The organism is Acinetobacter kanungonis, assembly GCF_009939195.1.
Classification (GTDB): domain Bacteria; phylum Pseudomonadota; class Gammaproteobacteria; order Pseudomonadales; family Moraxellaceae; genus Acinetobacter; species Acinetobacter kanungonis.
The window spans coordinates 22,147-40,753 of sequence record NZ_JAACKC010000008.1; the positions used below are offsets into that span (position 1 = coordinate 22,147).

Below are 18,607 nucleotides of genomic sequence, written 5' to 3' on the forward strand. Positions count from 1 at the left end.
ATGTTGGAATGGTTAGATCTGCTATTACCTGCTTGGATCATGGGAACCTTATTGGTATTTTTAACCGCCCCTTTGGGCTGTCTGATGCTTTGGCGTCGCATGTCATTCTTTGCCGATACCATGGCACACGGCACTTTGTTGGGCGTAGCAATGGCGGGTGCTCTCAGCTTACCGTTCTGGATGGGCGTTACCTTGCTGGCATTTATGCTGGTCGCCATTTTATGGGTGCTGCATGATCCACGCTTACCCAACGATGCCTTGCTGGCGCTCTGCTCTGCCACTCTGCTCTGCGCAGGTTTGATGCTGATTCAACATTTACCCGCACTACGACCAGAACTCCTCAGCTATTTATTTGGCGACTTACTCACCATTGCTTGGGCTGATCTCCCAATCTTTGCCATTGTGATTGCGCTTGCACTGGCGGTCTTATTTAAATACTGGAAAGCCCAGATTCAAATTGCGATTGACCCTGATATTGCCATTAGTGAGGGCGTGAATGCCAAATGGCAACGTCTGGTATTTATGTTGCTTTTGGCCGTGTTTACCGTATTGGCCTTACGCGCAGTCGGTTCATTGTTGATGGGTGCACTGTTGGTGATTCCTGCGTTAACCGCTCGCTTACTCGCACACTCACCCAAACAAATGGTGATTTGGGCATTTATCGCAGCACAATTTGGTGTCAGTGTCGGTTTATGGTCAAGTGCCGCACTGAATACCCCAACAGGTTTAAGCATTGTCCTGTGCATGGCACTGGTATTTGCTGTCATTTTCGGGGTACAAAAAGTCAGAAAACTGGCTTAATTCAGCAGCATCCACATGCTTTCAACAGAAGTGGGCTTATTGATGCACCAAACTCAGCAACCCTGCAGCACAACTAAACAACACAGCAAAAGTACGGTTCATGTATTTTTGCTGTTTCGGCGATTTCAGCAGTTTCAACACTTTTGCTGCCAAACCCGTATATCCCGCCATCACCATCAAATCAATACTGATCATGGTCATCGCCATCACCCCATACTGAATCCATTGTGGTTGAGATAAATCTAAAAATTGTGGCAGGACCGCTAATAAAAATACGATTGCCTTCGGATTACTCATATTGACCAAAAAGCCATACGCGATGAGTTTCGGAATTGATTTAGTGGCTTGCTGTTCTTGTTGAATCTCGATGGACTGTACCGGCGCTTTCCATTGCAGATAAGCCAAATACAATAAATAGCCGACACCAAACCATTTCACCACGAGAAATGCCCACGGCGTGGTTGCAAAAAGTACTCCCACCCCTGCTGCCACAATGCCAATTTGCAGCAGTAATGCCAGCTGCAAACCGAGTGCATTCCAGTAGCCACGACGAAATCCATAGTTTAAGCCACTCGACATGGATGCAATTGCACCTGCACCAGGCGAAATGCTAATGACCCAGCATGCCAACATAAATGCTACCCAAACTTGAAAAGACATCACCGCACCACCTCTGAAAGACAGGTCATTATATGACTTTTCACACGTTAAATGTGCGGAGAAATTCTCACCCAAGAATAATGTAGATTGGGCTATTCAGCCCCGCATCGTTCAGGCACAATAAACCCAGCCACGCATTGAATAAAAATCAAAGGAGCTATAAATGACCGCACAATCAGTAATTTTACCCTTACCTTCAGATCATGCCCGTTTCATCGTATTGCGTTTAAAAGATTTAAGCCTGCCAGAACTGAAAGAAAAGATTGAAGATTTACTGAATACACGTGATCGTTTAATGACTCAACACCCCAATGCAGAAATCAAAACTGCGGTGGCCTTCGGTCCTGAACTTTGGGCACAACTCTATCCGCAATCTCCTGAAGGATTCAAACAACTTGACCCCATTCAGGGTGCTTTTGAAATGCCAGCCGTACCCGCAGATGTGCTGATTCATATTGCCTCGCAACGCAGTGATATCTGCTTCACCCTTAGCCAAGCTTTCTTTGATGATATTCAAGATAAAGTTGAGGTTTTGGATGAACGTGTGTGCTTCCGTTATTTTGATGGTCGTGATTTAACGGGTTTTATTGATGGTACTGAGAACCCGCAATTCCCAGATGACCGTGCCGAAACTGCGCTACTCGGTGCTGATGCAGGCATTTTTAAAGATGGTTCATTTATTTTTGCGCAACGTTATGTGCATGATTTAGAAAAATGGAAACGCCTAAAAGTAGATGCACAAGAAAGTGTTATGGGACGATCAAAGCTTGAAAGCATTGAAATGGATGATGATATAAAACCAGAGAATGCCCATATTGCACGTGTTGTGATTGAAGATGATGAAGGTGAAGAAATGGAAATTCTGCGTCATTCTTTACCCTATGGCGATGGTAAAGGTGAGCAAGGACTGTTCTTTATTGCGTATACCAAGAATCTAGCCATTATTGATGACATGTTAGAGCACATGTTTGGCACCACAGGTGATGGCATTCATGACCGCTTACTGCATTTCGTGACCGCCGTAGATGGTGCTTACTTCTTTGCTCCGAGTGAAGAGTTGTTGGAAGAGGTTCTATAAAATAAAAAGAATCAAGCCGACAGAAGTCGGCTTGAGCTAGTACAATTTAAAGCATCACTCTTCACAATCAGATAAATCAAATCCTCTTTTTCCCGCATGCATTCCTTGAATTTCTCCATGCACAACATCAAAAATTAAAATATTATTTTTCTGCAAATTATCAGTAACCGTGTAGGTAAAATCATCTTGAGAATCCCCTACACCCTCACTTTTCATTTTTTTAATTTCATATCCCTCATAACTCTTATATATTTCCTTCACATTCATACCATTACGAATTTTTTTTGATGTATATATACTTTTATTTTCGTTTTTAATTAATATTTCAACCAGCTTCTGTTTATTAAAAGTATATGAAATACCATTATCAATATCCGAAAAAGTTGTACAGTTTCCTATTTCATTTTTTTCAATGCCCTTTGAGGAAAAATTAAAACCTGAATATTCATTACCAAGAATATAAGACTTTCCTTCAAAATTTATTGAGTTTAAATCCAAGTAATTTTTTTTATTAGAAATGGCTTTGGAATAGCCACACGCGCTCAAAGCTATTAAAAATAAAATAAATATAAATCTCATATCATTCATCCTTATTAAATGTTAATGATAAACCTTGTAAATGAAGATGATTATTATGTCTTGGATTAGTCCATTCACTACACCTAGGGAGTATATAACCTTTACTCAGTTTATATTTTTTGACCAAGTGATTAGGGTAGTATTCACTCAACATATTCTTTTTCTTTCCCCAGCCAAATGAAATCAAAATATTAATAAATCTCAATGAAGCCTCATGATCATATTCTGACATTTCAAAATTAACCCCTACTCCATTATTTCTATCTGTTCTAACATAACCTATATCTCCAACTTCTCCATTAATATGAGAACTACTCCCTCCAGGAGAACCATTGCTATCACTAAATCCACTAAAACGAACCTTTTCACCAAACTTACAAACAGCTCCAATATATGCAGCAAATGCTTCAGTCGATAACCAATATCGATGCTGCTGTTGAGAATCATTATGAATCGATATATTTAAATTACCTATTTTTCTCTCCCATCTATTTATGGGTTTTGAAGCTATATCACCAAAAATTTCTCTTATACTAACTAGATAGCTTTTTCCTGAGCCCTTCTTGCCTTTCTTTGACCATCTATCAACTTTATAAATTTTACTCTTGCCTATCAAAACAGGTTGATTATTTATTACGTAATAATATGCAGCAAAACCCGAGGCAGTCTTATTAATGCGATCAATGGTTCCATTAGGATAAATTACATAATTTGTTGTATCACTCGCAGCTGCAGCTTGATTACTTACCGTTGTTAATGGCTTCCCCCCATTTTCAGTATACGTATTATTTTGCTTCGTTTGAGTTTTCTTATCTGTCTCAGTTTTTGCTTTTTCTGCTTCTTCTTTTGCTTTCTGTTCCTGAACTTCTTTCTGCTGTTGTTGCTTTTTTAAATCTTCGGCCTGTTTACGTTTTGCATCTGCAACTTCATATAATTTAGATGCGATAATAGTACTGTCATTTACTTTGAAGGGCTGTATAGGTTTAGATTTTTCAACACGACTTAAAACTAGACTTTTACTTTTTATACCAAAGCCATAAACAAAACCCGTTAACATACGTACATTCATTACACCTCGATTATTTGTTCTTTTCGGTATTTCTCGACCTCGATAAAAGAGACTAAACAATGTATTTGGGACAAGTTGACCATCTTGAGTTACTGAAATATTAAAAGAATGCACAGGAAGCTTCACTTTAACTGTCTTATTTTTCAATGCAGTGCTAACTTGAAAATGATGAATTACCTGCTTCTGCCCATCACCTTCTACTGACACCTCAATATCTTGCCCTTCCTCTGCAGTAACCCCTTGCTTAATCCCACGACTATCAGCTGTATGCTTTTTAATATTACCTTTATAGGTAAGAAAAAAGTTCATATTGGAAATTGCCTTTCCAGAATCACTTTCGACTATTTCAATATTAAATTTTACTTCTTTAGATGCAGGAGTTGCCTCTACCTCTTGAGATGTCGAAGATTGTACCTGCTCATTTCTTACTTCTTGAGGTGTTTTATTAACCTGTGGTCTCGGTTGAGGTGCACTATCCGTCTCTAAAGTTGCTGAATGACTTGTAACTTTGAAATCACTTAAAATTGCTTTTTGTTTTTCATTTGCTTTTTGAATAATACTATTTGACTCTTTGCCATCAGCCACAATTTTTATTTCTGTATTTGGATGTCGAACAATAACAGGAAGGTTACCACTCTCATCACTCTTAACCTTTATTTTTGTCTCACCCGAGAAACTCTTTCCAATATAATTAGAAACAACCACAACCTCTTTATTCTTCAAGATATTTTTATCCACATCTTTTAAACTAATATAAATTTTCCTATTACAACACTGTTCTAAATCAAATCCACCAAAATCCTCAATATACTTTTTAATATGGGTTTTATTACCATCTATTTGCTTTTGGCCCTTAAATTTTGGAATTCCTAAAAAAGCACCTAACCCCCCTATTCCAACAAGATGCATTCCTGCAATTGCACCAGATTCTGTAATTTCTACACCCTGAATTGTTCTACCGAAATGCTCATTAAAATTATTATTTCTAAGTTGATTACATAAATATTTGATCCACTCCTTAATAATTTCATATTGGGTTTCCGGCCTTTTCAGGAAGTCTTTTTTTGAATAGATATTCCTTTTACCAGACCACTTACCTACCCAGTTATTAGAATCAAATTGTTTTTTCCAATTTGTGCGTAAAGACGAGTTTTTATCTGTATTCTTAATGTCAGCATAAGAAATACCTTGATCCCCTAAGTAATAACCTAAATCATATAATGCCTCTTCTCCCCATTGAAACAACCCCAGAAAACCACTTTCGTTTACAATACTAGCTGATTCTATATTAACTGGATGGTTTAGAGGTAATTGTAAATTTGATGAAGACTCCTTAAAGCTAACAGCCTCAATAAAACCAGCTAAATTAGTCTCAAAACTTTTACTTGATTTTTTGAAGTTAATTGTCTTTTTCATAATCAATTCTCTTTATACCAATCACCCACTTTATAAAAATTCATACTAACTTCAGTATTATTCTTTAAATAACTATTCAATACAGTTTTGGCTTCTCCATAATCTCCATTTCTTGCACAACTTAGCTTTACCCGAGAACTCTCCTCTTCTTTCTGTGGAGCAGTTACTTTTCTAAAATATGAAAATGCATTTTTATCATTATATGCAATCCATATTTCATCTCTATCTTCTTTATAATAAGCTCGATAGATATAATAGTTATTCTTATTATATAAAACCTTGATACAACTCCCTGTTGACATCCATTGATTGTTTTTTGGTTTTAGATTTAATTGACTTAATAGTTTTAAGCGATTTTGACTAGTATTACTCTTTCCATAATCCCATATATGTTCACATTCTACTTCACCCAATTTTTTAATAGGTACAACTGACTTTTCTTCCCAATATTTCATACATTCTTTGGCACTTTCTGCGTGTAAATTTATACTATTTAGCAAAATACATGCACCAATCATTATCTTTACAGTATTCATTATTAAATTAATCCTTAAGTCCAAAACTTTCAAAATCTGCTTTTAAATCTGTATCTTCAATATATTCATCACTATCGTGGCCATGGTCATCATCACCACCGCAACAGGCCTCATCTGAGCCATGACCTTGCCCTTCCGTGATCACTTCTTCAACCAGTTGTAGCTTATCTGAACTGTCATCATTCTTACCAAGTAAAAGAATTTCGACGCTATCTGGGTTATCACTAAAGATCCGCCCCGTTCTTGCAAACTGATCAAGAAAACCGATGTATTCTGTTTTCTTAGCGTGATTAATAACTTTATATTTAAATCCATCTTTCAATAAATCAGCATTAACCAACTCACTAAAATCAAATCGACGGCTAAAAATTCCACTTTCTGGCATTTTAGGCAGTTCAGCATTTACGGTTGCGCCACTCACAAACAAATGCTGACCAGCCTTACTCTCAAACTTACCACCTGTTGTTGAAAATACGCCATCTGCATTAATTTTGAGCTGAGATCCGCCCGCTGTTAGTACAATCTCTTTGGGGCTGGTGATTTCAATCTTGTCTTCAGTGGAAATCAGTTTAATTACCTTCTTGGCAATCGCTTCAATCGCATCATCCTGCGCCTGCAACTCCAATTTTCCTTTTGCTGCATAAGCACGAAAGCCCTTTTGTGCGGCAAACAAACTGATCTTATCCTGTGCATGCCCAATAATATTCTTCTGCGCGCTCAGGTTAATTGAACCACTGGCACTCTCCGCAATATCCTGCGAAGCTTGCAAAATAATGTTTTCAGGTGTTGTTAAAGCAATCCCGTTAGGTGAAGCCAACAACATCAATGCCTGTCTAAAAATCTTGCCTTGTTCTTGCTGCTTTGCATCAGAACTACTTTCTAGACCTTGGGTATATCCCTCCATAAAGCCTTGCAATGAATCCAAAGCTTTGGATGGTGTAACTTCCAATTTATTGCCTTTTTGAAAAGTTCCACAGGCACTCATCAAGTCAAAATCTTGAATATGGACATTGGCTAAGACTTTCCCAACTTCTTTAATACTCTCAAATGGATTCTGCTGAATCCGATCTTTGATACTGGCAAGTTTGCCTTTGACAATATCAGCTCCATGCTCCTCTACGTTTTCGATAAATTCTTTTAGATTTTCTACCGCATCTTTAGCATCACTAAAGAATGCATTGAACTCATCCACTGCGCCTTTAGCATCACCGCCTAATGCACCAATATCCTCAATAAAGCCACCACAATCTTTTAAGGCATGAATCGGATCTTTACTCATCCCTTCTTTAAATAGATTCAAGGTGCTCTCAAATGCTTGCCCTGTAGTTTTGAGTTCTAGTGACTGAATGAACTTGGGTAGACGGTTAATCACATTGAGCGCATCTGCCTGTTGCTTTGTAGCAACTTCGCTCAGCATTTTCATGCTGTCATAACCCTGTGACAGTAAAGATTGTGCTTGAGCAGCTTCCAAATGGTCTGCAATGGCCTGTTCTTGGGCATACGTACTAATCAGCATACCTTTGCCCGCTCGTACGGCGCCCCAAGCATCGGTTCTGAGCTCAAACCCCTCCCCTCGACCACTGCTTTGCTCAGCTTCTTTAGGATGACTGAGATTACCCAAATTCAGTTGGCTTACTCCATGGCTGCTTTGCAACTGGGCACTGATCTGACCCGTCGTATCATCAAAACGTAACTGATTAAAACCGCTTCCATCTACTTCTTGAGAGCGGATGCCACTCAATTTTTTGGTGGCTGGCAATTGTCCTTTTACATCAAACTTGGTTGGAGAGCGATGAGCTTCATGAATTCGCCCCAGCACAAAAGGTCGATCAATACATCCATCAAAGAAATCAATGACCACCAACTCCCCAATACGAGGCAAGAAGCGGGCACCATAACCTTCACCCGCCCACGGGGTCAGTACATCCACCCATGCCGAATCAGCATCATTCTCATTACTACCCGCACCATCATGATGTTGATGATCCTGTTCCCGCGTGAAAAGAAAGCGAACTTTAATCCGCCCCCATTCATCGACATGAATTTCCTCACCTTCAGGTCCAACTACACGCGCATGTTGAGGATGAGCAGCAGGACGATGCTTCAACAAATCAAACTCTGGCACCAATTTAATCTGTCGACGAATCAACACAAGTTCACTGAATTGTCGTTCATCCTGTTTTAAGTCATCTAAATTTGCCTGATCGAATAAATGAGCCAAACGCTGATTGAGTTCAATAGGCAAATTATTCTGGTTATAAAAATGCTTTTCACAAATCAGAAACTGCCGATCTCCTTCTGCATGTAAATCAAGCTCGGGATGATTTTGTAAGCTGAACCAATATCCGACATGTGCATCACGCACTGTCGTTTGTGCCTTAAAATACTTTGCCTGTAACGCCTGATAGGCAGCTAAGTTCGAACTGAGTTTATCTAATTGCTGAGAACTTGAAGTGGTCGCCTGATCATCTCCGTTTAAGTCCGCTACCCATGCAGGACTGACAGACCATGCCTGCTCTAGACTCAAGCTTTCATTTTCAAAAAGTTGGCTATGCTGATGCGAACTGAGTACCGACCCTGCACCATCATCCTGAGTCAAACTGTCTGCTTGCCAACGTTGTACATAGCTTGCGGTCGACTGTAACTGCCGATGTGCGGTAAAGCTCATCATGCTGTCAAAGCGTTCGGTTGCATGACTGCGATGAAATCGAATTGACCCGCGCTGTAGGGCAGAAAAGTGCTGATTATTATCCACCAACCGCAAAATTTGCGGCTCAATCATTTGCAACACTTGTGACACAATCAAATGCTGCTCATCCACCCACCAGTTAATGCCTTCACTTCGCCATAGCCGCGTAAGAAATTCATAATCCGACTCATTCGACTGCATGACAAAAGGTCGAATATCATAACTTTCTGATAATTTAGACAAATCCAAGGTCAATGATTGACTGAATAAGGGACTTTTTTGCTGCCATTCTTTAAACAAAATTTCACTAATTTCTGGCACAGTCTTATTCATAAACACCCGACTATTTCGTCGTTTATGCCACAGTGAAGTTGGGTCTTGTAAGGTCAGCTGATAGAGGGTAAATGCGCCATCACTATATATTTGACTGGCTTGGGTAATAATGCCGGTGAGACGGGTGTATTGCCCCATATCCGTCACTTGATCGATAGCCACCTGACAACCGATAAACTGCTTCAATGGCAGCTGTACCGTTGTAGATAAGCAGGTTAAACGGACATTCAACAGACCATTTAATACATGTTTTCCTTCAATCCGCTGTAAAAACACCTGCGCATTGAGTTCCACATTCGAAAAATGAACATGAATAGCCCTTTTCAGTGTAGTTAAACCAAGCTGGTCTAAAACACTTTGGATATGATTCAACATAGTTGTAATTCGTTATTAAAGTTATACGTCGATTAAGCGCGACATTCTAATGAATCGTTCAAATAAAGGTCTAGTGTTTTTTGTCGTATTTTTATTCGCAACACAGATCATGACACTATCATCGCGTGCTTATTTTATAAATATCGCCAATAAAAAAGGGGCTAAAGCCCCTTTTTTATATCAATCAATATAATCACTTAGAACGTAATGCGACGGTACTGACGATATTCAGGTTTCCAAAAATTGGCCTCAATCGCTTCATGCAATAATTCATCGCTGACCATTGGTGCAACGCCTGCCTCCATCGCGGCTTTCGCCACTTTGAAAGCAATGATTTTAGAAACTTGCTGAATGTCATTAATATCTGGCAGCAAGTCCGCATCAGGATTACTCAGTTTTGGCGAGCAATCTGCCAAAGCATTACTCGATGCCATCAGCATACTGTCCGTCACACGGGTTGCACCCGAAGCCACTACACCTAAACCAATACCTGGGAAGATATACGAGTTATTGCATTGTGAAATCTGGTAAATTTTGCCTTGATAATTTACAGGTGCAAATGGGCTACCCGTCGCAATCAATGCACGACCTTCGGTCCATTGCACGATATCAGCAGGCACCGCTTCTACACGAGAAGTTGGATTCGATAACGGTAATACAATTGGTGATTCGCAATTGCTTGCCAAAGTCTTAATCACTTCTTCAGTAAATAAGCCCGGTTGACCTGAAACACCAATCAACACCGTTGGCTTAGCATGTTTCACCACATCCAATAAAGAAATGTGTTCTTCCACATTCCCCCAAGCAGCAATGGCTTCAGGTTGCTGTGCCAATTTACGTTGGAAGTCCAGCAAGTTTGGCTGATTTTCAGTGATCAAACCAAAACGATCGACCATGAATACACGTCCACGCGCTTGTGCTTCAGTTAAACCTTCCGCCACCATTTGCGCAACGATTTGCTCTGCAATACCACAACCTGCCGAACCCGCACCCAAAAAGGTAATAATCTGGTCTTTGAGTTGCTTGCCAGCCGCACGTGATGCTGCAATTAAACTGCCCACCGAAACTGCGGCTGTCCCCTGAATATCATCATTAAAGCAGCACACATGATCACGGTATTTGTTTAACAGCGGCATGGCATTATTTTGTGCAAAATCTTCAAACTGGATCAGTGCTTTTGGCCAGCGACGCTTAATTGCCGCCATCACCTCATCCACAAAGTTATAGTATTCTTCACCACTGATGCGCGGCTGACTCCAGCCCATATAAATCGGATCATTCAGCAATTGCTGATTATTGGTACCGACATCCAGCGTAATTGGCAAAGTATAGGCTGGGCTAATCCCACCACATGCGGTATACAGCGAGAGTTTGCCAATTGGAATGCCCATGCCGCCAATCCCTTGGTCACCCAAGCCTAAAATACGTTCACCATCAGTAATCACAATCACTTTGACATTCTTTTTATTCACGTTATGCAAAATGTCATCGATGTGTGCACGATCAGGATAGGAAATAAAAATCCCGCGGTGACGGCGGTAAATGTCCGAGAAACGCTGACAGGCCTCACCCACAGTTGGAGTGTAAATAATCGGCATCATCTCGCTTAAATGATTTTCAATCAGGTGATAGAACAGAGTTTCATTGGTGTCTTGAATATTACGCAGGTAAATATGCTTATTAATCTCATCATTGAAAGCACAGTATTGTTGATAAGAACGTTGGCTTTGCTCTTCAATCGATTCAATTACATGCGGAACCAAGCCATGTAGATTAAAGCGAGTGCGTTCTTCTTCTGTAAAAGCAGAGCCTTTGTTTAATAGGGGTAGTTCTAATAGAGTGTTTCCAGCATACGGGATATATAAAGGGTGTTTTGTCTTCAAATGTACAGTTGTCATAACCAGTCTCAGTGCGCGCAATCCTCTCAGCAGGATTACATTACGTCATCAAATTCTCTTCGATTCGGTGTATAGCTTAGACCTATTTTTTCAGTAACGTATATTTAGATACGTGATAATGGTATAGAGTTAATTTCGCAATTAAATGAAGATTTATTCATCGTTTTTATCTATTTATTAAATCGAGATTCTCAAAAAATATTGCAGATATATTCACCATTTAAAGCAAATTTAGTACATTAACATTTAAATCCCACAAATATAAAAATAGATAATTTCTATTATTATAATTTTACACACTTAATCCATGTTAATCAGTATGTATTTTTCTATATGATGAACAGCCAAGTTAAAATTTATTAAAAATAATTACAAAACATATACTTATAAAAGATTAAGACTTTTAGCTAATTTATTCAGCCATTTTACGCCTACTTCGGTGTTTGATTTGGAGGCATCTCGACAATCAGTCCCGTCAACTTGCGTACCAGTGGCAACATCACCAAGACCACAGGATAAGCAATTGCCCAAGACATCATCCACGCCGAAAACCAAAGTGACAGGAATGCATCACTCCAGCCCAAGTTCCTTAACATATTAATAAAGGAAATAATGCCACTCATTAAACAGGAGAGAAAAAAGGGCATGACCCAGCCTACAAATTTAGTCGGGAGTTTGGGAATATTACCGATAATTTTCGGACGTTGATTGCTCATTCTTGGCATCCAAAATGTTGTAATGATTGACTATGCCACAATTTCGCTGCATGGATGTGATGATTCTCCACAAAACCAGCGCATCAAACCTAAACTGAATAAAAAACATTCTCTAGAAAGGACTCACCTAAACAGTCTGAAATTTGCTATATTTGCTGTTTTTCTGCGACATTTATTTTCGACTCATATGAACACGGCAATCCAAGCAGCGCTCGATCATGCAGTGCAATCCCTTCAAGCGGAAGGCGTACTCCCATCTGACTGGAACAACAACAGCAATTTGACGCGTACCAAAGACCGAAGCCACGGGGATTTCGCATCGAATATCGCCATGATTGGTGCTAAAGCTGCAGGTATCAAGCCACGTGATTTGGCCGAAAAAATTCTCGCAGCCCTGCCTGAAGTCACTGACATCAGCAAAGCAGAAATCGCAGGTCCAGGCTTTATCAACTTCTTTTTAAATGCAGACCAGCGTTTTGCTGTACTGGATCAAATTCAAGCGCAAAGTGCTGAATTTGGTCGTACGCAAGTCAATGCAGAAAAACGCATCCAAGTAGAATTTGTGTCTGCGAATCCGACCTCTAGTCTGCATGTGGGACATGGTCGTGGCGCGGCTTATGGGATGACAGTAGCCAACCTGCTTGAAGCGACTGGTGCTAAAGTAGATCGTGAATATTATGTGAATGATGCTGGTCGTCAGATGGACATTTTAGCGACTTCCACCTATTTACGTTACCTCGAGCTGACAGGTCAGGAACTGGTTTTCCCGAAAAATGCTTACCAAGGTGACTACGTCAAAGAAATCGCACAAGGCATTATTGACCAAGATGGCAACGCTTATGTACATCCAGTGGCTGACGTGTATAAAGATGTGCCTGAAGATGTGCAATATGCAGAAGAGTTAGATGCGGAAGGCAATAAAGTCGTGCTTTCTGGTGATAAAGAAAAGCATATCGATGGCTTAATTTTCAATTCACAACAGTTGACTGGCGAAGGTTATCGCGTTTTCCATCAAGCGGCACTGAAAGCCATTTTGGATGATATTAAAGATGACCTCGGTGAATTCGGCGTAACTTTCAATCAATGGTTCAGCGAAGCCTCTTTGACTGAAAAAATTGATGAAGCGCTACAAACGCTGGATCAACGTGGCTTCCTTTATGAGAAAGATGGCAACATCTGGTTTAAATCAACTGAATTTGGCGATGAAAAAGACCGCGTAGTCAAACGTCGTAATGGACAAACCACCTATTTCGCGTCTGACATTGCTTATCACTTAAATAAATTACAACGTGGCTACACCGATTTAATCGACATCTGGGGTTCTGACCACCACGGTTATATTTCACGCGTGAAAGCAGCGATTGATGCAATGGGCTATGACTCGAAAAAACTGACCGTATTATTGGTGCAGTTCGTGAGCTTATGGCGTAGTGGCGAGATGGTGCAAATGTCTTCTCGTTCAGGTCAATTCGTCACCTTACGTGACCTGCGTAAAGAAGTGGGGAATGATGCTGCGCGTTTCTACTATGTTATGCGTAAATCTGAACAACACATTGACTTTGACTTGGACCTTGCAGTTTCACAAAGCAAAGACAATGCGGTGTACTACATCCAATATGCGCATGCCCGTATTTGCCGTATGCTTGAAAAAGCAACAACAACTAACGTGAACTTCAGTGCTCAAACTGCGCGTGAATTTGCCAACAAACTTGAGTTGGAAGCAGAAACTGAAATTCTTGCCAAACTGGCGGCTTACCCAGAAGTAGTTGCACGTGCTGCGAATGCTTATGAGCCACATCAGGTTGGTAACTACTTGAAAGAATTGGCTGCTTTATTCCATGGCTGGTATAATGAGCACAAAGTACTGAATGATGATGCGGAACTTACACAAGCACGCCTCTTACTTTCAGTAAACGTACAACAAGTATTACGCAATGGTTTAGAATTATTAGGTGTATCAGCACCTGAGACGATGTAATTAACAAAGCAATACTTTGTGCATCGTCGCATGACCGAAAGTTACGCTTGAGGTAGCCATGTAAATTCATTTTACATGGCGAATTTGCTCGGGGCTTTGCCCTGAGTCGCCTTGTAAAAAGATAAGAAGAGAGGAATTTCCACGTGTTTGGAAAAACGCAACGCGGTGTTTCAGAACGACCAAATAAACCGAAGAAACCCCTCATTCCAGCGTGGTTAGGTACGCTTGTGGTGATTCTGATCGTATTGAGTTTTGCCGTGGCTTTGATGCTATGGAAACCGTGGGCGCCTGTTCAACCGAAAAACAAAGTGACTTCTGAGCATTATCAGGAAGAAACCAACAAGGATTATCGTTTTTACGATTTGCTGCCGCAGCAGCAAGTGACCCCGATTCCTGAACAAGCCATTCCTGAAAGCAAAGATCAAAGTACTGTTGTGATTGTGGAAGCACCTCGCACCGAAACTGCAGCCAGTAGCGCTGCGCCCGATGCAATAGAGGCACAAATCAATGCCCTGCCTGCAGAACGTACGCCAAGCTATATACTCCAAGTGCGTAGCTATCCAGACCCTGACAGTGCCGATGCCCGTCGTGCCGAAATCATCTTGAATGGTTTATCTGCCGACGTAGTCAAAACTGTTGAAGGGGGTAAAACTTGGTATCGCGTGGTATCTGGACCCTACGACACACAAGAGGCAGCCGTAATTGCCCAACAAACCTTACAGCATAGCGGGATTGATTCGATTGTGGTCAAACGCTAAAACAACATAAAAAAAGATGCCTCGGCATCTTTTTTTATGTCTTAAATGTCTATAACGCCTGCTCTTTGCTGAGCGCTCGCGTATAGGCGGGACGCTGTGCAATACGTTGCAGAAAAGCTTGAATATTGGGGTAATTGCCATGCGCGCGAGTCATGAGTGCCTGCAAAGGAAAACTCATTTGGATATCTGCAAAGGAAAATGTCCCTGCAAAATAATCATGGCTGGCCAAATACATTTCTAAAAACTGAATATGGTCTTTTAAGCGTGGCTGAATAAATGCGGCTTTTACACCTGCGGTAATTTTCTTTGCCACAGGTTTGACCAGAAAGGGAACATGCTGCGGCACATTGTTCATTACCAATTGCATCACCAACAACGGCATCAATGAACCTTCGGCATAATGCATCCAGTAGCGATATTGCTGCAAATCGGCTCGTTCCTGCGGCTTGAACTGTTGTTGTGGATCATACTGTTCTTGCAGATATTCCAAAATGACCGCAGATTCGGCAATATTCTGATCCTGATCGGTTAATACGGGCGCCTTACCCAAAGGGTGAATCTGTTTCAGTTCTGGTGGCGCAGCCAGTGTTGCCAAGCGACGATAAAACTTGATTTGATAATCGAGATTTAACTCTTCTAAAGCCCATAAAATACGAAAAGAGCGTGATTGCTCCAAATGATGTAAGGTAATCATGCCCTTGCCTCAATTAAAAAGTAATTTCAGAATCAGCCAAGTGGCAATTATCTGTCTCGTCAAATGCCTGATTAAATCAGGCGGGTGCGTATTTCTACACTGCGTAATAAGGTCTTGGTGACGGGCGTTTTCTCGCTAATCTCCAGCACTTTCTGCTGCAACTCTGCCGACAAGGGCTGCTGAAAGGACAAGCGTCGTTCAATCCACTCCTGCCCTTCTTTATTGCTATGAAAATCAACGTCTACACTAAAAGCACCCAACTCAATTTGCTTATGCTGCGCATACATGCGCAAAGTAATCATGGTGCAGGACACCAAAGCCGAACAAAGGAAATCGTAAGGTGCTGGGCCTTGATCCTCTCCACCAAATGCAGCAGGTTTATCCGTCAAAAAATGATGGGTGCCACTCGAGATCTCACCTAACCAGTGTTCTGCCCGAGTCCGCACCTGCGCTTGTGCAATAATACTCATCTTGCTGTTCCTTGCTTATTTTGATGCTTTCATTTTTTCTGGAAAAACAGGGGCTTCCAAGCGTGGTCCATCATAATCTGGGATGCTGCCAAAGCGCTCATCTTGATTCATCCACTGCTCACGCGCCAACTGTAATTCTTCTTGTGTACGTCCGACAAAATTCCACCACAGCAAAATGGCCGATTCAAACGGTTCTCCACCCAGTAGCAGAATACGCGCGCCCTGATGCATTTCGATGCTGATTTCTTTGACGCCAGGCTCCAGTGCCAACATATTATCATCATTTAATTCATGACCATTGACCACAGCCGTGCCTTCTAAGGCTAAAAAGCCATATTCAAATTTAGGATTGAGTGGCAAACGTGTTGTAGTCGAGACCAAAGCCTTCATGTCCACCCCCAACAGTTCGGTATGCACTTTCACTGGGGAAGCGGTCTGCAAGAATTCACCCACCAAAACCGTAAATTCGATTTGATCTTGCGCGAAACTTGGCAGTGCTGGGTAATGATCAAAACGCGGTGCCATATTTTGCTTATCATCTGGCAAAGCAATCCAGAGTTGCGCGGCATGCATATGGGTTTCGGTTGCAGGAGCAACTTCAGTATGTGAAATGCCATAACCTGCCGTCATTAAATTGACCTGTTTTGGACGAATCAACTGTTTGGAGCCCAAGCTATCAGTATGCATCATGGTGCCTTCAATCATCCACGTAAAGGTTTGCAAACCAATATGCGGATGTGGACCAACATCCAATCCATCTCCTTGCGGAAAACTCACAGGACCAGCATGATCCAAAAAACACCAAGCTCCGATCATGCGTTTATGCCGACTTGGCAATGCGCGCTTGATGATGGTGCCCTGCCCAATTTCGGCTGAACGTAACGGAAACTCTTGAATAAATTGGTTAATATATTTTTCGCAGTCATCAGAATCTGAAAGTTCAATATAATTACTATTGGTCATGTTGTTATCCTGAATTTTGTTTTACCAATTCCATCAGCATAACCACAACATCTGCAAAGGACTAGCTCAAATTCAAATTTGGATGCAAATCTTCAATTAAAGGTTAAAAATTCAATACAATAAAATACGACTGTCTATATGCTGAATGGCATTTATCCCATAGAATAGGCACAAACATCGACAAGAATAAAGAACGTATATTTACATATCCATTCCAATGAAAAATGCGCATTTTATATACAAAAACGTGATAAATGTTTATTATTTCAAAAGAATACATTGTAGATACAATGGAGCAGCCTATGATTAAAGGAGGACATGGACAGACTGATTTGGGTCATAAGCACACGACTGAACTTCAAGACAACCAAAATATTCAGCATGCTCATGAAAGTACCTATATTTTACCCTCCCAATTATGTGAACCTGAAAATCGCACTGCCATCATCAATGCACTACAAGATCATAATGCTTTAATTCCAAAACAGTTTTTGGAATGCTATTACAGTTATCAGAATGCACATCAACGGCGCTACCTGCGGCAAATTAACTTTTTGGCGCAACTGTCCTTTCTGTCCTATTTTTTCGCCGACTGGTTCTTATTGCCCGATATTGCCTATATTTCAGGAGTGACCCGTGTCAGTGCTGTTTTGAGTATTATGTTGCTGAACTGGGCAATGTTTAAATATTGCAAAAATATTTTAACCTTAGACTTATTACTCCCCCTTTCCAGTGCTTTTGCCGCCAGTGTCTGGTTTTGGCTACTGCATCAATCCAGTAGTCCGAGCGTCTATTATTATCAATATGCATCGGTGATTTTTATCTTGTTGGGCTGTTTGTCTATTCAGGTGCGCTTTCGCCCCTCAATTCTTACCGCACTGTTGATCAGTGTGGTGATTATTGCAGGTGTCGTCCAAATGAACAGCGCGCAACAAACCATCATCTTTTTACTGGTTTATGTCCCGATTCTGATTTTCAGCCTGTATATCAGTTGGAACAATACCTTAAATGCACGGCGAACCTTTTTACGCTCCATGCTCGATGAATGGGATCGACATATGTTGCGTGAACTGGCACATACCGATGAATTGACTCAACTCAATAATCGACGTCAATTTGAACTGATTGCGGAACAGAAAATTCATCAATGGCCGCAATATAAGTCAATTTGCTTACTGATGTTCGATGTCGATTTTTTCAAACGCATCAACGACAATTATGGACACGATATTGGCGATCAGGTCTTACAAAAAATTGCCGAGATTGCACGTAAAGAAATGCGTCGAGATGACGTTTTGGCACGCTTTGGCGGCGAAGAGTTTGTTGCACTACTGCCTGAAACTTCCATTGATGATGCCATGATGATTGCGGGAAGGTTGCGTCAAAAAATCGAATCGACCACAGTCTGTATCAGCAACACGATCAAGCTCAACTTCACCATTTCCATTGGAGTTTCACAACTTGATCCTGATGAGGTGGATTTACATCTACTAATTAAAGAAGCTGATGTGGCGCTGTACCGCGCCAAACAAAATGGACGTAATCAAGTGGTCTCTTACGATCCTTTACCGAATGAAGTCTAGGGCACCCCTGA

15 protein-coding genes are annotated in these 18,607 nt (G+C 41.0%); 5 read left to right on the forward strand and 10 right to left on the reverse strand.

The window, feature by feature from the left end:
• Positions 1-801, forward strand: a complete 801-nt coding sequence (gene znuB / locus GWK51_RS13930; RefSeq protein ID WP_161934154.1) for a zinc ABC transporter permease subunit ZnuB — start codon at positions 1-3, stop codon at positions 799-801.
• Between the two features lie 36 nt (positions 802-837).
• On the opposite strand, the gene GWK51_RS13935 is transcribed toward znuB, so the two are convergent.
• The gene (locus GWK51_RS13935; RefSeq protein WP_161934155.1) at positions 838-1,461 is read right to left on the reverse strand and encodes a LysE family transporter; all 624 of its coding nucleotides are present in this window, start codon (positions 1,459-1,461) and stop codon (positions 838-840) included.
• A 163-nt stretch (positions 1,462-1,624) separates the two neighbouring features.
• Here GWK51_RS13935 and GWK51_RS13940 point away from each other — a divergent pair, with 163 nt between their 5' ends.
• Positions 1,625-2,539: a Dyp-type peroxidase gene (locus GWK51_RS13940; RefSeq protein ID WP_161934156.1), complete on the forward strand. Its 915-nt coding sequence runs from the start codon at positions 1,625-1,627 to the stop codon at positions 2,537-2,539.
• A 54-nt stretch (positions 2,540-2,593) separates the two neighbouring features.
• Here the strand turns inward: GWK51_RS13940 and GWK51_RS13945 are convergent, their stop codons facing one another.
• The 6 genes from GWK51_RS13945 to GWK51_RS13970 all read right to left on the reverse strand — a co-directional run bounded on the left by GWK51_RS13945 (position 2,594) and on the right by GWK51_RS13970 (position 12,150).
• Positions 2,594-3,118, reverse strand: a complete 525-nt coding sequence (locus tag GWK51_RS13945) for a hypothetical protein (RefSeq protein WP_161934157.1) — start codon at positions 3,116-3,118, stop codon at positions 2,594-2,596.
• 1 nt (position 3,119) lies between these two features.
• Positions 3,120-5,603 carry a hypothetical protein gene (locus GWK51_RS13950; RefSeq protein ID WP_161934158.1) on the reverse strand — a complete coding sequence of 828 codons (2,484 nt, stop codon included), beginning with the start codon at positions 5,601-5,603 and terminating at the stop codon, positions 3,120-3,122.
• Between the two features lie 2 nt (positions 5,604-5,605).
• Complete coding sequence (locus GWK51_RS13955) at positions 5,606-6,139, reverse strand: hypothetical protein (protein WP_161934159.1); 534 nt, start codon at positions 6,137-6,139, stop codon at positions 5,606-5,608.
• 7 nt (positions 6,140-6,146) lie between these two features.
• Complete coding sequence (locus tag GWK51_RS13960) at positions 6,147-9,536, reverse strand: type VI secretion system Vgr family protein (protein WP_161934160.1); 3,390 nt, start codon at positions 9,534-9,536, stop codon at positions 6,147-6,149.
• Positions 9,537-9,733: 197 nt separating this feature from the next.
• A complete protein-coding gene (locus tag GWK51_RS13965; protein WP_161934161.1) occupies positions 9,734-11,434 on the reverse strand; it encodes an NAD-dependent malic enzyme in 1,701 nt (566 codons plus the stop codon).
• 431 nt (positions 11,435-11,865) lie between these two features.
• The gene (locus GWK51_RS13970) at positions 11,866-12,150 is read right to left on the reverse strand and encodes a DUF2798 domain-containing protein (protein WP_161934162.1); all 285 of its coding nucleotides are present in this window, start codon (positions 12,148-12,150) and stop codon (positions 11,866-11,868) included.
• A gap of 187 nt (positions 12,151-12,337) precedes the next feature.
• On the opposite strand from GWK51_RS13970, the gene argS reads away from it, so the two are divergent.
• Both argS and GWK51_RS13980 read left to right on the forward strand, forming a co-directional pair.
• Positions 12,338-14,128, forward strand: a complete 1,791-nt coding sequence (gene argS, locus GWK51_RS13975) for an arginine--tRNA ligase (RefSeq protein ID WP_161934163.1) — start codon at positions 12,338-12,340, stop codon at positions 14,126-14,128.
• 143 nt (positions 14,129-14,271) lie between these two features.
• On the forward strand, positions 14,272-14,886 hold the full coding sequence (locus GWK51_RS13980; protein WP_161934164.1) for an SPOR domain-containing protein: 615 nt from the start codon (positions 14,272-14,274) through the stop codon (positions 14,884-14,886).
• Between the two features lie 49 nt (positions 14,887-14,935).
• On the opposite strand, the gene GWK51_RS13985 is transcribed toward GWK51_RS13980, so the two are convergent.
• From GWK51_RS13985 to GWK51_RS13995, 3 genes are all read right to left on the reverse strand, one after another.
• Positions 14,936-15,580 (reverse strand): glutathione S-transferase family protein, encoded by a 645-nt coding sequence (locus GWK51_RS13985; RefSeq protein ID WP_161934165.1) that lies wholly within the window; start codon positions 15,578-15,580, stop codon positions 14,936-14,938.
• Between the two features lie 71 nt (positions 15,581-15,651).
• Positions 15,652-16,050: an OsmC family protein gene (locus tag GWK51_RS13990; protein WP_142769765.1), complete on the reverse strand. Its 399-nt coding sequence runs from the start codon at positions 16,048-16,050 to the stop codon at positions 15,652-15,654.
• 15 nt (positions 16,051-16,065) lie between these two features.
• Positions 16,066-17,013 carry a pirin family protein gene (locus tag GWK51_RS13995; protein WP_161934166.1) on the reverse strand — a complete coding sequence of 316 codons (948 nt, stop codon included), beginning with the start codon at positions 17,011-17,013 and terminating at the stop codon, positions 16,066-16,068.
• A gap of 302 nt (positions 17,014-17,315) precedes the next feature.
• On the opposite strand from GWK51_RS13995, the gene GWK51_RS14000 reads away from it, so the two are divergent.
• Entirely contained in the window at positions 17,316-18,596 is a 1,281-nt protein-coding gene (locus GWK51_RS14000) for a GGDEF domain-containing protein (RefSeq protein ID WP_161934167.1), read from the forward strand.
• Positions 18,597-18,607 lie beyond the last annotated feature (11 nt).

Excerpts from the sequence above, each read along its gene's own strand:
- GWK51_RS14000 (WP_161934167.1), top strand. The coding sequence starts at position 17,316 with ATGATTAAAGGAGGACATGGACAGACTGATTTGGGTCATAAGCACACG.
- argS (WP_161934163.1), top strand. The coding sequence starts at position 12,338 with ATGAACACGGCAATCCAAGCAGCGCTCGATCATGCAGTGCAATCCCTT.
- GWK51_RS13960 (WP_161934160.1), bottom strand. The coding sequence starts at position 9,536 with ATGTTGAATCATATCCAAAGTGTTTTAGACCAGCTTGGTTTAACTACA.
- GWK51_RS13955 (WP_161934159.1), bottom strand. The coding sequence starts at position 6,139 with ATGAATACTGTAAAGATAATGATTGGTGCATGTATTTTGCTAAATAGT.
- GWK51_RS13935 (WP_161934155.1), bottom strand. The coding sequence starts at position 1,461 with ATGTCTTTTCAAGTTTGGGTAGCATTTATGTTGGCATGCTGGGTCATT.
- GWK51_RS13970 (WP_161934162.1), bottom strand. The coding sequence starts at position 12,150 with ATGAGCAATCAACGTCCGAAAATTATCGGTAATATTCCCAAACTCCCG.
- znuB (WP_161934154.1), top strand. The coding sequence starts at position 1 with ATGTTGGAATGGTTAGATCTGCTATTACCTGCTTGGATCATGGGAACC.
- GWK51_RS13995 (WP_161934166.1), bottom strand. The coding sequence starts at position 17,013 with ATGACCAATAGTAATTATATTGAACTTTCAGATTCTGATGACTGCGAA.
- GWK51_RS13985 (WP_161934165.1), bottom strand. The coding sequence starts at position 15,580 with ATGATTACCTTACATCATTTGGAGCAATCACGCTCTTTTCGTATTTTA.
- GWK51_RS13965 (WP_161934161.1), bottom strand. The coding sequence starts at position 11,434 with ATGACAACTGTACATTTGAAGACAAAACACCCTTTATATATCCCGTAT.
- GWK51_RS13940 (WP_161934156.1), top strand. The coding sequence starts at position 1,625 with ATGACCGCACAATCAGTAATTTTACCCTTACCTTCAGATCATGCCCGT.
- GWK51_RS13990 (WP_142769765.1), bottom strand. The coding sequence starts at position 16,050 with ATGAGTATTATTGCACAAGCGCAGGTGCGGACTCGGGCAGAACACTGG.
- GWK51_RS13945 (WP_161934157.1), bottom strand. The coding sequence starts at position 3,118 with ATGAGATTTATATTTATTTTATTTTTAATAGCTTTGAGCGCGTGTGGC.
- GWK51_RS13950 (WP_161934158.1), bottom strand. The coding sequence starts at position 5,603 with ATGAAAAAGACAATTAACTTCAAAAAATCAAGTAAAAGTTTTGAGACT.